Below are 13721 nucleotides of genomic sequence, written 5' to 3'. Positions count from 1 at the left end.
GTTATTCCCTACCTTTCATTAACTCAACACAAGCTTCCACAATATCTTCAACTTGTGGCACGGCTAATTTTTCAAGCTCTGGTTGGTAAGGAATTGGGACTTCTTTTCCAGCTAAGCGAATCACCGGTGCATCAAGAAAATCAAATGATTCATTTTCTACGATAACGCTTGCTAACTCTGCGCTAAAGCCACTACGTTTAACTGATTCAGTCACAACTACTGCTTTTCCAGTTTTAATAACGGAGTCAATAATAGTTTGTTTATCTAATGGTACTAGCGTTCTTGGATCCACAACTTCAACTGAAATATTTAACTCTGCAAGTTGTTTAGCTGCTTCTAGTGCTTTATGAACCATGATGCCAGTTGCTACTATGGTGATATCATCGCCAGCATGTTTAATATCTGCTACTCCTAAAGGAATCACATATTTTCCTTCTGGCACATCTGATGATGTTCTATAACATAATTTATGCTCATAAAACATAACTGGATTATTATCTTCAATTGCTGCATGTAATAACCCTTTAGCGTCATAAGCTGTTGCTGGTTGAACAACTTTTAATCCTGGAATGTGTGCTGTCCAGTTTTCTAAACTTTGAGAATGTTGCGCTGCTGCACCTGTTCCTGAACCACCTGGTGTTCTCATAACTAATGGAATTTGAGCTTTTCCACCGTACATATAGTGAATTTTAGCTGCTTGGTTAACAATTTGATCCAGTGCAATAGTTACAAAGTCTGAAAATTGAATTTCAAAAATAGGACGCATACCTGTCATTGCCGCACCAACAGAGGCACCTGCAATCGCTGATTCTGAAATAGGTGTAGAACGTACTCTCTCTTCACCAAATTCTTCTACCATTCCACGGCTAACACCAAATGCTCCACCATAAACACCAATGTCTTCTCCCATTAAGAAAACATCTGGATTTTCTCTCATAGCTTCACTCATTGCTTCTCTAACTGCTTCAGTGTAAGTAATTTCTCTCATTTAATTTCTCCTCCTATTCCGAATACACGTTTTCAAATAATGTTTCTAATCCAGCAACAGGACTTTCTTCTGCAAATTTAACAGAATCTTCAATTTCCTGTTTCGCTTGTAATCGAATACTCTCAGCATCTTCTTCTGTGAAGATACTAGCTTCGATAAAACGTTTTTTCGTATTTAAGATAGGATCTCTTTCTTTACGCCATTCTTCTTCTTCTTCTTTAGTACGGTATTTTTTAGCATCTGATTTAGAATGACCTTTCCAACGATAAGTGATAGCTTCAATTAGCGTTGGACCTTCTCCAGCTCTTGCTCTTTCAACTGCATCTTGAGTGGTATTAATAACGTCAATTAAATCATTTCCGTCAATTGTAATTCCTTTAATCCCATAAGCAACAGCACGGTCAGATAATTTATCAACTCGTGTCATTTTTTCAACAGAACCACTCATTCCGTATTGGTTATTTTCAATGAAGAAAATAACTGGTAAGTCCCAAATCGAAGCCATATTTAATGACTCATGGAAGCTTCCTTCATTTGTTGAACCATCTCCTGCATAAGCAAACGCAACAGTATCGTTATTTTTCATTTTAGAAGTTAAAGCCGCTCCTACAGCAATTGGGAATCCTCCACCAACAATTCCGTTAGCACCTAGATTTCCAGTATCTAAATCGGCAATGTGCATCGAACCGCCTTTTCCTTTATTCGTTCCTGTTGTTCTACCAAATAGTTCGGCCATCATAGCATTAACATCTGTTCCTTTAGCAATTGTTTGCCCGTGCCCCCTATGTGTCGCAGTAATCCAGTCTGTTGTACGTAAAACAGCTCCACTCCCAGCTGCTGTTGCTTCTTGTCCAACCGCTAAATGGGTTGTACCGTGAATTTTTCCTTGAGCAAATAATTGATCTACTTTTTCATCAAAGAAACGAATTGTCCACATTCTATGATAAATATCTATTAATTCTGAATCTGTTAAATTAGCTTTATTCGGTATTGAAATACTCAATTTTTTTCCTCCTCAAAATACTTAATCATTAACTTTTAATATTTGTTTAGCTGTATTAGCATCAGTAACCAAAGTATTAATTAAACCCGATTTACTTGCAGCTATCACTGCTTCTACTTTGTCACTTCCGCCAGTTATTGCGATTACATTAGGTATTTTTTTTAAATCTTCTAAGTCGATTGTTAAAGCTCTTTTATTCCACTCCGTATGACTTAGTTCTCCTTCACTATCGATAAAGTTATAACAAATATCCCCAATAACATCACTATTATCATTAATAATTTCTTCGTCTACCTCGTCAAAATAGTACTTAGTCATTGTTGAATATACTGGTTTTCCACCAATACCAACTAATGCAATATCAGCCTTTTTTACTAATTCAAAATTTTCTTTTATGTACCTTTGCTCCATAAAAACTTTCTTGGCATCAATACTATCTACTACAACAGGTACATGAAGTTCTACTTTTTTAGCTCCAAATTGTTTAGAAAAAATATCACAGATTACATTTGCTTGAAAATCTGTATGATCTGTTCCTAAACCACCTACCATGGGAGCAAATGTTACATTAGGCATATTTATTTTTCCAGTAACAGATGTTGCTACTTCCTTTACCGTTGTTCCTGCTGAAATTCCCACAATTGAATTTTCTGTTAAAATTCGAGTTAAGTACTTTTCAGTAGCATGTCCTAATTTTTTCTTTAATAATGTTTCCCCAACAGATGAGATAATAATGACTTCTGACAAATTAAGGGTATTTTTAAGTCTATTTTCTAATTGATTGTATGGATGAAGTTGTTCGTCATGAATAATGATTTCAACAAGTCCCAAGTCTCTTGCTTTAGTTAAATACTTTGAAACTAAAGAGCGACTTATATTGAATTTTTTTGCAACATCAACTTGTTTTGCTCCTTCTTCATAATACATTTGAGCAATTTCAACAAGTAATCTCATATCGTCAGAATAAGCCATTACTATCTCTCCTTTTATTTAATAAACAAATTGAATTTGATCTCCAACATTTAATTCTGGTAAAACATGCGGTTCTAGCGCAACTGAACCTGGAAGTAATTCTTGATCTTCACCTAGATCAAAATAAAACGATGCATGACCTAATTCTTGTAAACTTGTATTAGCAGTATGACCAATCTCAACTACCTCATATTCTTTTTCTCCAAAAATAACTTTACTTCCTACTTTTAAAAGATCACCTTCAGGTTCTTTTTCAAAATCGTGAATAACACAAACTTCTCGCAAACCCTCAGGTGCAGAGTCGTTAAATAAGATAACAATTGGTTCCTCCTCAAAATATGAAAATTCACCAATCTCAGAAATAGTTGATTTAATCATTTCGCATCCCCCTAAAAATTATTTAAATGTTTTATCTTGTAGTTTTCTTAAGTGCCATACTGTTGTTGATTCATCTAATTGGACGTCATCCTCAGTTAAGAACGTTCCATTAGTAATATCTCTTTTAGCAACAACTTCTCCAGAAATCAAACCAATTGGAATGTGCCCGTTATAACTCATATCTTCGTGTGTTTCTAAAACTCCTCGAACACAATAACCACCAATACCATCAATTCTCTCTCCAGCTTTAATATCTTTTTTAGCAACTGCGACTGTATCTGAAATCGGAGCTCCCATAGGAACAATAGCAGAATCTTGATGTAAAATAGCCTTAGCAATTGTAATTGGTGTTTCTAGACTTGCTAGATGATAAGGTCTATACAGAATATGGTGGTCTTGATTACCGGATTTCATTAAGTAATTCATCTCATGAACAACACCTTCATTTTGACCTTTAACAATCACGAAAACACCTGGTGCTAATCCATCAACATACTCTACAACTCCATATTTATCTAAAATACCACCATCTTCTTTTGTAGCTAATTTTTCTACAACATCATCTAAACCAGCAGAAATCCCATGCATTCCCACTTTATCTGGTATAAATCCAATAGCATTAGATAAAAGATTCATCTCTGCCATTGTTTTTGTTCCATCTTGGAAAGCTGCTAGCATATGTGAAGACATATGTTTTGAATCTGCTTCTGCTTGGCAAGTATCTGGGTTCGCCTCTGGTCTTAATTTATTATTTTTTCCTTTACCTGCAACTAAAACTTCCATTCCCATTGTTTTAGCAAATTCATATAATTCAGTTGTTGCTGCCGGCTCATCACCATCAGAACCTGTGTAAACTAAGTTAGCTGATTTAAATAAACGATTCATTAGAGGTCCAACAGTAATATCTACTTCAACATTCAGTAACACTAAATGTTTTTTTGCCAATAATGTTTCTAATGAAATTTGCGCTCCTACTTCAGGTACTCCTGTTGCATCAACAATAATTTCAACTTTATCAGAATTAATTATTTCTTTAAAATCAGTAGAAATTAATACATCATTTTTTATTTGACTTGAATAAAGATAAGCATCTTTTGCTTTTTGAGCGTTATCTAAATGAATATCACTTATTCCTGCAACAATCATTCCAGGAATGCTACTAATTTGAGAAATCATTCCAAATCCCATTTGTCCTGCACCAATAACTCCTACTTTAATTGGATTGCCTTCTTTTTCTCTCATCTTTAAATCGTTAAAAATTGTCATTTCTATTTCCTCCTAATTTACAAATGTTACTACCCGAATCATATGATACACCTAAACCTTACACACAAAGGAAAGCGCTGTCAACGATTTTAGTGAATAATAATCGTTGATTTAACAACTTTCACAAAGCTTAAAGATATTTTTTTCACAAAAGGAACATATGTGAAAAAGAGTATCAATTGTTAATTTTTGGATTGACATTTGAATTTTTACTATTTATTATACGAGTTAAGAAAGCGCTTCAAACAATATTGGTTTTTTAGAAAGGAGGTTATTCTTTTGGAGTATTGGGGAATCATCTTTTTATTAGTATCCTGCTGGCTTTTACAAATTCTTTTATCAATTATGCAACAAAGACACTACTTTAAAAAAATGAATGAACTCAAGAAAAACACTGATGGACATCTTGGAGTAGGAATTTCAAAATCTAAATTTAATTTAGGTCCTGGTATCATTTTAATTATCACTACTTCTGAAGATGGAAAAATATCAAATTACTATATTATGAATGGTATCAGCACTTTTTCTCGCTTTAGAAATAAAGAAAAATTCATTAACCACTTACCATCAGAACTACCTATTAAAAATAAAAAAGAACAAAACGCATTCAAACAAGCTCTAGAACTCATTAACAAAGAACGTAGTAAACAAGCTCTATCTCATTTAACAGTATAATGGAGGGAATATTATGGATTTTTTAGTAAAATTAGCTGAAGGTTTTATTGGTATTTTTAACGCTGGTGGGGAAAACTTAGTTGGTTTAATAACAGGTATTCTACCCACTTTAATTGTCTTACTAACTTTTGTAAACGCTCTTATCGCAATGATTGGTGAAGATCGTGTTACAAAATTTGCAAGAATGTGTACGAAAAATATTTTTCTTAGATACACAATTTTTCCACTTCTAGCTGTATTCTTCTTAACAAACCCTATGTGTTACTCATTTGGACGTTTCTTAGATGAAAAACAAAAACCCGCATTTTATGACTCTGCTGTATCTTTAGTTCACCCAATTACAGGTCTTTTCCCACATGCCAATGCAGGGGAATTATTCGTATGGACTGGTATTTCTTCTGGTTTAACAACTCTTGGCTTATCAGTTATGCCTCTTGCAGTAAGATATTTTATTGTAGGTATGATTGTTATCTTATTACGCGGGATTATCACTGAAACAATCACTAAAATCATGTGGAAAAACAATACTACTAAAGCATAGAAAAGGAGAGCCTAAAAATGACAAATCAAGTTATTGTTAATAAAGGTAGTAAAGGTTGGGGAGGCCCTCTTACCCTTACTAAAACTGAAACAAAAAAATACGTTGCCTCAGTCACTGGTGGTGGTATTCATCCTGTTGCACAAAAATTAGCTGACCTTTTAGGTGCTGAAGCAAAGGATGGTTTTAAAGAAAAAGTAGAACCTAGCGAAATGATTGCTGTTGTTATTGATTGTGGTGGAACTGCACGTTGTGGCGTTTATCCAAAAATGGAAGTCTTAACTATTAACTTACATGCAACTCCACCTGCTGGTCCATTAGCTAAATTTATTAAAGAAACTAATTTTGTTTCTGGTGTTGGATTAAATGATATTCAGCTTGTTGGAGAAGATACAACTCCAACTGAGACACTTAACAAAAAAGAACAAAATAAAGAATTGATTTCTGAAGCCAAAAGTGCTGTTAAAGAAATGAAAGAAAATAATTCCGAAAAATCAACAAATGGATTCTCTGCTTTCATCACTAAATTCGGACGTTCAATCGGTGGTGTCGTCGGTTTATTCTATCAAGCTGGACGTGATACAATTGATATTACATTAAAAACAATCTTACCTTTCATGGCATTTGTAAGTATGTTAGTTGGTCTAATTAACTACACTGGAATCGGTAATATCATCGCAACTGCTGTTAAACCATTATCAGGTAATGTATTTGGAATGATAATTTTAGCCTTAATTTGTTCAATCCCAATCCTTTCTCCTGTATTAGGACCAGGTGCTGTTATTGCTCAAGTAGTAGGGGTACTACTTGGTGTTGAAATTGGTAAAGGCTCTATCCCACCAGCAATGGCACTACCTGCATTATTTGCAATCAATGCTCAAGCTGGGGCAGACTTTGTTCCTGTCGGATTAACTCTAGCCGAGGCCGAACCTGAAACAGTTGAAATTGGAGTACCAGCTGTTCTCTTTTCTAGAATGATTACGGGTCCTCTTTCAGTACTTATTGCTTGGGTATTTAGCTTAGGTTTATATAAATAATAAAAACAATTGGGCTTCTATTTTAGAAGCTCTTTTATTTTTAATAAGTTCTTCCTCCATCTGCTAAAATAATCTGTCCGTGGATATAAGACGCTTCATCTTGAGCTAAGAAATAAGTTAAATTAGCAATATCTTCCTTTTCACCAACTCTTCCTATTGGTATTTTATTAATAAGCTCTTCTTTCTTCTCCTTCGTTGGATAAAGCACATCTAACATCTCTGTTTGAATAACTCTAGGAGCTACGGCATTAACATTGACTCCTATCGGCCCTAATTCTTTAGATAGCCCTCTCATTAATCCGTGCTGTCCGGATTTTGAAGCTGCGTAATGAACACCTCCACCAGTCCCAGTTATTCCAGATCCAGATGTAATAAAAATAAGTTTTCTTTTATGAGAATCTTGTTTTTCTAATTCATCATAGAAGCTTTTCACAGTTAAAAATGAGCCGGTTAAATTAATATCGATAACTTTCTTCCACTCTTCAATGGTCATCTCAGAAACACTCTTTCTGAAACTAATTGCTGCATTTAAGACTAAAACATCTACTGTTTTAAAACGAGAAATAACTTCTTTTTTAGCATTTTCTACAGAGTTATTATTTGAAATATCTGTTTTTATAAATAATATATCTTCTTTGTTGTTAGGATGATCTTCTAAAAATTGTTGACCACTTTGACTATCGTAGTCTAAAATAGCGACACGATAATTTTCTGTAAGGAATTTTTCTACAATTGCTTTTCCAATTCCTTTAGCTCCTCCTGTTACGACCACTACTTTTTTATTAGTCATAGATTGTTCCTCCTATTTAAGCATTTGGGTAAAACATTACTTTTCCAAAGTTTTTATCTCGATTGTTTGTAATTTCTTCAAAAATAGAAGGTCCATCAGATAAAGATAGTCTATGACTAATCATAGATTTAAATTCAATTTTTCCAGAAGACAGAGCCTTAATCGTCGCACTCCATTCATCTCCAGGAAACGGAGCAGAGATAGCATTCCAAGAACCAATAACGTTTAGTTCTTTTCTTACAATTTGTTCAAAATAAAATCTTTCTATATTAACATCTGCATATGGTATTCCCATAAAAATGACATCCCCGCCTTTTTTAGCATAGGCAAATACTTGTGCTGAAGTAATAGGAGAACCTGCTGATTCAACTACACATTGAGCTCCTAAATGATTTGTAATCGCTGCTAATTCCTCTAAAGGATCAACTTTTAGCGTATTAATTGTATGAGTTGCACCAGTTTCTTTAGCACTTTTTAAAGCTGCATCATTAATATCTAGGGCTATTATTTTATCAAATCCCATAACTTGAGCCCATTTGATTGTCAGTAATCCAATATTGCCACATCCTACTACAACTAAATCATCACCTGCTTTAGCATTTGACTTAAAAAGACCATGAGCTACTACAGCCGAAGGTTCAATCATAGCTGCTGATTCAAAATCCACAGAATCCGGAAGTTTTAAAACATTTTTCTCTGGCAAAGCTACATATTCTGCAAAACCACCAGGATGTTTCGCTCCAACAACTGTTAAATTTAAACAACGGGCATATTCTGATTTTTTACAATAGTAACATTCCTCTACCTCTAAATCCTCGCAAACTAAGGCTGGACAAGTCGCTACTCGATCTCCTACTTTAACCTCTTTAACATCTTCTCCAATTTCGGATATAATTCCTGAAAATTCATGTCCCCAGATCATCCCTGGAATATAAGGTCCTAATTTTTTATAACGTGATAAATCAGAGCCACAAATCCCAACAGCTTTAACTTCTACAATAACTTCATTTGCTTTACGAATAATAGGTTTCTCAGCTTCTTCAAATCTGAGGTCGCTTTTTCCATATAATTTTAATGATTCCATCTACTCATTCCCCATCCCGTTTATATTATTTAACTCTTTTCCATGTTGATTAAAGACTTCCACAGCATGAATCGCTAAGTCATTGGAAGCAAATTGCTTCAAGATATCTAAGGGAACTGTTACAGTGTCGGCACCACTAATAAGAGCTTCACTTACTTGATTAGCATTTTTAAAACTAGCACCCATTATTTGACAATTAATTTCATGGTTAGAAAAATATTCTTTCATCTTACTTATTTCTAAATAAGCATCTATACTATTTACTAACATTCGATTAACATATGGTGCTACAAAATCTACTCCAGCTATTCCAGCTGCAATTCCTTGATTAGCAGAGTAAATTGCTGTTCCTAAAATTTTTACTTCTTTTTTTTCATTTCTTAGTTATTTTATTACTTTTAATCCTTCTAAAGTAATGGGAATTTTTAAAATAAGATTATCTTTAGAAAAGTTATTTAAAATGAACAATACATCATTCATCATTTCTTTAGAAGTATCACCTAAAATTTGAACAAATAAAGTCGTATTATTTATTCTCAAGATAGATTCAATCTGTTTTAATCGCTCTTTTTTCTCTTTTAAAAGAATCGTTGGATTGGTCGTTACGCCTTTGATTATTCCGTACTCAAAAGCTTCTACTATCTCTTTTTCATTTGCTGAATCAATATACATCTTATTCTTTCCCATCCTCTCTAAAAGAACTCTTTGCCTCTCTAACTTTCTCTTCATAGGTTCCTTCTTTATCATTAAATAAAGCTGATGTCCCAACAACATATAAATTAGCTCCGATTGGGCTAATATGACTAATAGTTTCTTTATTAATATTTCCATCAACTTCAATCAATGGATTCACTCCATTTTTTTCTATTAAAGAATTCAATTGTTTTAATTTTTCTAAAACAGACCAATTGAAAGATTGTCCAGCAAAACCAGGTTCTACTGTCATCACTAAAACCAAATCAATTTTTTCTAAGTAAGGAACTAATTCTTCAATTTTTGTTGATGGACTTATTGCTATACCAACACCGATATTAGCTCGCTTAATTTGATTGATTAATTTATCAACATCATCCGCAACTTCAATATGAAAGGTTATATAGTCTGGTTGAAGATTTGTAAACATCTCAATATAAATTTCTGGATTTTTACAAGCTAAATGAATATCAGTTTTAAATTTTTTTGTATCAATAATTGGTTTTAGTACATAAGGAGCCATAGCTAGATTATTAACAAATTGACCATCCATAACATCACAATGAAGCCACTCTATTCCTGCTATCGACAGATTCTCTAGTTCTTTTGCTAGATTTAATTGATCCGCACACATAATTGATGCAACTATTTTTTCCACTTAGACAACTCCTATTCCATCATCAATAGCTAACGCATTTGCTTCATATTCTTTTAATGGTTTTGCATTAATCCAGACATCAGCAATTGTTTTTGCTAATTCCACACCCAGTACTCTTGATCCTAAACAAAGTACGTTACAGTGATTATGTTGTTTAGATTTTATTGCAGTGTATGTATCACTAACTAAAGCTGCTCTAATACCTTCATATCTATTAGCTGCCATAGACATTCCAACCCCTGTTCCACAAATCAAAATACCTAAGTCTGTTTCTTCTTTAACAATTGATAAACAAAGTTTTTTCGCATAAGGATAATGAGAAACTTTCATATATCCTTCATCTACTCCGCAATCAATCACTTGATGTAACTCTTTATCAATACTATCTTTAATTAATTCTTTTAACTCATAACCTGCATGATCAGATGCTATTGCTATTATCATATTTAACTTCCTTTCTGCTGTTATAGATAGAATAAAACAATCAAGTGAAATCACTTGATTGTTTTAAATTTATTCCTTATTCCAATCAAGGTTTGATTCTAACAATACTTTTATTTCATTGCCTGACATGACAGCATTAAAAGCTGTTTCCCATTCATTTAAGGGGTATACTTTAGTAATCATTTTTTCAGCATCAATTTTTTTATCTGATAATAATTTTAATGATTTTCCCCATGAACTAGGCTTTTGAGATCGACTACCAATGTACTCAACTTCTCTTTGAATAATTGACTCTTGATCCATCTCATTCATTTTTTTGGCAAATAGTCCCACTTGAATCATTTGACCTTTTTTCACGATTAACGGTAAAGCTTGATTAACCGCATGTATCACACCTGAACAGTCAAAAACAAGATTCATACCTTCTCCGTCATTAAATTTACTTGTAAATTCAGCTAAATCACTCTCTTGTGTATCGACTATGTAATCAATACCTAATTGAATACCTAAATCTAAACGATGTTTATCTTTTGTAATTCCCACTAAAGCAACTGTTGCACCTTGAGCTTTAGCAACTTGAGCAAGTAACAAACCAATTGGACCAGGCCCAATAACTAGTACAACATCATTTTCACTAATAGTTGTCTTCTCAAGAGCCGCATGAACACAACATGCTAATGGTTCAGTTAATGCAGCCTCTTTATAGCTAACATTCTCAGGTAATACATGACAAGATTCTTCTCTTGTTAGTACATAATCTGTCATGCTACCATTTGCCTGTGTTCCAATACCTAAACGATTTGAACATAAATTATAGTCTTTTGATAAACAGTATTGGCATGTGCCACAAGTTGTAAAAGTTGTTTCACTAGTCACACGATCTCCGACCTTTACTTTAGTAACTTTTGGTCCAACTTCTGAAACAATTCCTGAAAATTCATGACCTAAAGTTACTGGTGTTTTAGAATTTTTATATTCCCACTTATAAGTATGAATGTCTGAGCCACAAATGCCTGTATATGCTACTTTTATTTTTACTAAATCTCCAGATACTTCTGGGTTATCAACAAGGCGATAATTCATATTGCCATAGCCTTCTTTTTCTTTTACCAAGCCTTTCATTAATAATGCCTCCAATTATTAGTTAAATAATGGTGCTACTAGTTGAGAAAGTTTTAAGAATAACCATTTCAGTGAAGCACCACCTGTATCTAATGAACTTAACTGACTTCCTAAAGTTGAGAATTGATCTAACCCCTGCATCATTTCTGTATGAACCGGAGCAAAGTTAGTTGCCATTAATAAGGCTAAAGCGATTACAATTGTACCTGCAATAACTGAGTGCAAAATATTACCTTTTCTTGATGCTACAATGTAGGCTGTATAGAAAGGAATAGTTGCTAAGTCACCAAAAGGTAGTACTTTATTTCCTGGAATAATAACAGCTAAAAGTAATGTAATAGGTACTAAGATTAGCCCTGCTGAAATATTAGCAGGATGTCCAATAGCCAGTGCTGCATCTAACCCTAAATAAAGGTCACGATCTTTGTATTTTTCTTGTAAATATGTACGTGCTCCTTCAGAAATTGGGATAAGACCTTCCATTAAAATTTTCACCATTCTAGGCATTAATAACATTACTGCTCCTAATGAGATACCTAATTGAACTGCTTTACCTGGGTCATAACCTGCTAAAAATCCCATGGCAATCCCCATTACAATACCCATCATCATCGGTTCTCCAAACACACCAAATCTTTTTTGAATAGTTTCTGGTGAAACCTCAATATCTTTGATAACTGGAATTTTGCTAATTACCCATGCAATAGGAACACCTAAAATACCGTAAGCTACAGTCGATCCTGTTGTAAATGAAATACCTGGTAATCCATAAAATTCTTGAACTGTTGGTGCAAAGTAGTCTGCAACAATTAAAACAATAACTTCCATACAGATTGCAACAAAAATTGCCCAGAAAATATTTCCTGTTACAATATATCCAACAGCACCAACTGCCATAAAGTGGTGGAAATTCCAAATGTCGATATTTAACGTTTTAGTTGCTTTGATATAAATCATAAATAAGTTAACTGCAATAATAATTGGGATTAAAATTGCTGCTACTGGTGAAGCCCATGCCGCTGCTGCTGCTGAGGGCCAACCAGCATCAACTACACTTAGTTGTAGACCGAAACGTTCAACCATTTCTTGAGCCGCCACACCTAAGTTATCAGAAAGCAAACCGATTACTAAGTTAATACCTACAAAACCAATCCCCACTGTAACTGCTGATTTCAATGCCTTACTTGGCTTAATTCTAAAAAATAATCCAATGAAGAAAATTGCAATTGGCAAAATAACAGTTGGTCCTAAGCCTAATACATACTGAATTCCGTTCAATAATGCGTCCATGTAAACTCCTCTTTTCTTTTAATTATTTTAATGCGTCTAAAATTTGTTGATCAACAGCTTCCATACCGATTCCTGTAATATATGATGTTGCGATAACAATTGGGATTGAATAAGTTGTTGGTGCAATTGTTGTAGAAACAATTAAATCAGCTTCTCCTTCTAACCCTTTAGCTTCTACAATTTTAATTTGTTTTAAATCAGCATCAATTCCATTATTTGCTAATAAATCCTCAATTCTTTGATTAACAATTGTCGATGTTGCAATTCCTGCTCCACATGCTACTAAAACTCTCTTTTTCATCATTATTTCCTCTTTTCTATTTTATTTTTCAATTTTTTCTAAGATACTAATCAATTCTTTTTTATCAGTAGCTTCCATTAATTCATTCATTAATTCTTCATTTTGAATAACAGACATTAATGTTTGTAAGACATGAAGTTGATTTTTAGCTGTTTTTAAACCTAATATAAAAACAACACTTACCTCAACCTCATCATCTTTATTAGCCATAGATCTGAAAATTACAGGTTTTTCTAGTGTTACCACTGAGATAAATTCTTCATTTATACAATCTGGATCTGTATGAGGAATCGCAACACCATACTTATCTAGTTGTAGTCCTGTTGGAAATTCAATTTCTCTTTCTTTTAATTTTTTAATAAAAGTTTCTTTTGAAAAATCTAAATCTATACTTTTTTGTCCTATTGTTTCAAAAAAAGAATCTGTACTTTCAAATGTTTCATTAATAAAAACTAATTGCTCTTCAAACAATCTATTCATTA

16 protein-coding genes and 1 pseudogene are annotated in these 13721 nt (G+C 33.4%); 3 read left to right on the top strand and 14 right to left on the bottom strand.

Going from position 1 to position 13721, the window contains the following annotated elements:
- Position 1 precedes the first annotated feature (1 nt).
- The 5 genes from DFR54_RS09400 to DFR54_RS09380 all read right to left on the bottom strand — a co-directional run bounded on the left by DFR54_RS09400 (position 2) and on the right by DFR54_RS09380 (position 4607).
- A complete protein-coding gene (locus tag DFR54_RS09400; RefSeq protein ID WP_086342275.1) occupies positions 2-988 on the bottom strand; it encodes an alpha-ketoacid dehydrogenase subunit beta in 987 nt (328 codons plus the stop codon).
- A gap of 13 nt (positions 989-1001) precedes the next feature.
- Complete coding sequence (locus DFR54_RS09395) at positions 1002-1925, bottom strand: thiamine pyrophosphate-dependent dehydrogenase E1 component subunit alpha (RefSeq protein WP_114290050.1); 924 nt, start codon at positions 1923-1925, stop codon at positions 1002-1004.
- 87 nt (positions 1926-2012) lie between these two features.
- The gene (locus tag DFR54_RS09390; RefSeq protein ID WP_114289996.1) at positions 2013-2963 is read right to left on the bottom strand and encodes a sugar-binding transcriptional regulator; all 951 of its coding nucleotides are present in this window, start codon (positions 2961-2963) and stop codon (positions 2013-2015) included.
- Between the two features lie 18 nt (positions 2964-2981).
- A complete protein-coding gene (locus tag DFR54_RS09385) occupies positions 2982-3341 on the bottom strand; it encodes a PTS glucitol/sorbitol transporter subunit IIA (protein WP_114289995.1) in 360 nt (119 codons plus the stop codon).
- Between the two features lie 18 nt (positions 3342-3359).
- Entirely contained in the window at positions 3360-4607 is a 1248-nt protein-coding gene (locus DFR54_RS09380) for an NAD(P)H-dependent oxidoreductase (protein WP_114289994.1), read from the bottom strand.
- 279 nt (positions 4608-4886) lie between these two features.
- Between DFR54_RS09380 and DFR54_RS09375 the strand changes: the two genes are divergently transcribed.
- From DFR54_RS09375 to srlE, 3 genes are read left to right on the top strand one after another with little or no spacing between them, the layout of a single operon-like run.
- Positions 4887-5282, top strand: a complete 396-nt coding sequence (locus tag DFR54_RS09375) for a transcriptional regulator GutM (RefSeq protein ID WP_170126951.1) — start codon at positions 4887-4889, stop codon at positions 5280-5282.
- A 13-nt stretch (positions 5283-5295) separates the two neighbouring features.
- Positions 5296-5823, top strand: a complete 528-nt coding sequence (srlA, locus tag DFR54_RS09370; protein WP_086342270.1) for a PTS glucitol/sorbitol transporter subunit IIC — start codon at positions 5296-5298, stop codon at positions 5821-5823.
- 17 nt (positions 5824-5840) lie between these two features.
- Positions 5841-6857: a PTS glucitol/sorbitol transporter subunit IIB gene (gene srlE, locus DFR54_RS09365; protein WP_114289992.1), complete on the top strand. Its 1017-nt coding sequence runs from the start codon at positions 5841-5843 to the stop codon at positions 6855-6857.
- A 40-nt stretch (positions 6858-6897) separates the two neighbouring features.
- Here srlE and DFR54_RS09360 read toward each other — a convergent pair whose 3' ends face one another.
- The 9 genes and pseudogenes from DFR54_RS09360 to DFR54_RS09320 form a co-directional block, all read right to left on the bottom strand.
- On the bottom strand, positions 6898-7647 hold the full coding sequence (locus tag DFR54_RS09360; RefSeq protein ID WP_114289991.1) for an SDR family NAD(P)-dependent oxidoreductase: 750 nt from the start codon (positions 7645-7647) through the stop codon (positions 6898-6900).
- A gap of 16 nt (positions 7648-7663) precedes the next feature.
- Positions 7664-8731, bottom strand: a complete 1068-nt coding sequence (locus DFR54_RS09355; protein WP_086342267.1) for a galactitol-1-phosphate 5-dehydrogenase — start codon at positions 8729-8731, stop codon at positions 7664-7666.
- Positions 8732-9403, bottom strand: a pseudogene (locus tag DFR54_RS13390) (transaldolase family protein).
- A gap of 1 nt (position 9404) precedes the next feature.
- On the bottom strand, positions 9405-10082 hold the full coding sequence (locus tag DFR54_RS09345) for a ribulose-phosphate 3-epimerase (protein ID WP_114289990.1): 678 nt from the start codon (positions 10080-10082) through the stop codon (positions 9405-9407).
- The gene (rpiB, locus tag DFR54_RS09340) at positions 10083-10526 is read right to left on the bottom strand and encodes a ribose 5-phosphate isomerase B (RefSeq protein WP_114289989.1); all 444 of its coding nucleotides are present in this window, start codon (positions 10524-10526) and stop codon (positions 10083-10085) included.
- Between the two features lie 69 nt (positions 10527-10595).
- Complete coding sequence (locus DFR54_RS09335; RefSeq protein WP_114289988.1) at positions 10596-11648, bottom strand: zinc-binding dehydrogenase; 1053 nt, start codon at positions 11646-11648, stop codon at positions 10596-10598.
- 18 nt (positions 11649-11666) lie between these two features.
- A complete protein-coding gene (locus DFR54_RS09330) occupies positions 11667-12938 on the bottom strand; it encodes a PTS galactitol transporter subunit IIC (RefSeq protein ID WP_086342262.1) in 1272 nt (423 codons plus the stop codon).
- A 22-nt stretch (positions 12939-12960) separates the two neighbouring features.
- Positions 12961-13242, bottom strand: coding sequence for a PTS sugar transporter subunit IIB (locus DFR54_RS09325; RefSeq protein WP_114289987.1), 282 nt, complete (start codon positions 13240-13242; stop codon positions 12961-12963).
- A gap of 18 nt (positions 13243-13260) precedes the next feature.
- Positions 13261-13719: a PTS sugar transporter subunit IIA gene (locus DFR54_RS09320; RefSeq protein ID WP_114289986.1), complete on the bottom strand. Its 459-nt coding sequence runs from the start codon at positions 13717-13719 to the stop codon at positions 13261-13263.
- Positions 13720-13721: the final 2 nt, after the last annotated feature.

This window comes from Vagococcus fluvialis (assembly GCF_003337315.1).
Classification (GTDB): domain Bacteria; phylum Bacillota; class Bacilli; order Lactobacillales; family Vagococcaceae; genus Vagococcus; species Vagococcus fluvialis.
The sequence above is the reverse complement of the archived record's forward strand: the minus strand, read 5'-3'. Positions and strand labels throughout refer to the sequence as shown.

What these genes read in the sequence shown, in the direction of transcription:
- DFR54_RS09325 (WP_114289987.1), bottom strand. Translation starts at nt 13,242, where the DNA reads ATGATGAAAAAGAGAGTTTTAGTAGCATGTGGAGCAGGAATTGCAACA.
- DFR54_RS09355 (WP_086342267.1), bottom strand. Translation starts at nt 8,731, where the DNA reads ATGGAATCATTAAAATTATATGGAAAAAGCGACCTCAGATTTGAAGAA.
- DFR54_RS09390 (WP_114289996.1), bottom strand. Translation starts at nt 2,963, where the DNA reads ATGGCTTATTCTGACGATATGAGATTACTTGTTGAAATTGCTCAAATG.
- DFR54_RS09360 (WP_114289991.1), bottom strand. Translation starts at nt 7,647, where the DNA reads ATGACTAATAAAAAAGTAGTGGTCGTAACAGGAGGAGCTAAAGGAATT.
- DFR54_RS09330 (WP_086342262.1), bottom strand. Translation starts at nt 12,938, where the DNA reads ATGGACGCATTATTGAACGGAATTCAGTATGTATTAGGCTTAGGACCA.
- DFR54_RS09400 (WP_086342275.1), bottom strand. Translation starts at nt 988, where the DNA reads ATGAGAGAAATTACTTACACTGAAGCAGTTAGAGAAGCAATGAGTGAA.
- srlE (WP_114289992.1), top strand. Translation starts at nt 5,841, where the DNA reads ATGACAAATCAAGTTATTGTTAATAAAGGTAGTAAAGGTTGGGGAGGC.
- DFR54_RS09380 (WP_114289994.1), bottom strand. Translation starts at nt 4,607, where the DNA reads ATGACAATTTTTAACGATTTAAAGATGAGAGAAAAAGAAGGCAATCCA.
- DFR54_RS09385 (WP_114289995.1), bottom strand. Translation starts at nt 3,341, where the DNA reads ATGATTAAATCAACTATTTCTGAGATTGGTGAATTTTCATATTTTGAG.
- rpiB (WP_114289989.1), bottom strand. Translation starts at nt 10,526, where the DNA reads ATGATAATAGCAATAGCATCTGATCATGCAGGTTATGAGTTAAAAGAA.
- DFR54_RS09335 (WP_114289988.1), bottom strand. Translation starts at nt 11,648, where the DNA reads ATGAAAGGCTTGGTAAAAGAAAAAGAAGGCTATGGCAATATGAATTAT.
- srlA (WP_086342270.1), top strand. Translation starts at nt 5,296, where the DNA reads ATGGATTTTTTAGTAAAATTAGCTGAAGGTTTTATTGGTATTTTTAAC.
- DFR54_RS09395 (WP_114290050.1), bottom strand. Translation starts at nt 1,925, where the DNA reads ATGTGGACAATTCGTTTCTTTGATGAAAAAGTAGATCAATTATTTGCT.
- DFR54_RS09320 (WP_114289986.1), bottom strand. Translation starts at nt 13,719, where the DNA reads ATGAATAGATTGTTTGAAGAGCAATTAGTTTTTATTAATGAAACATTT.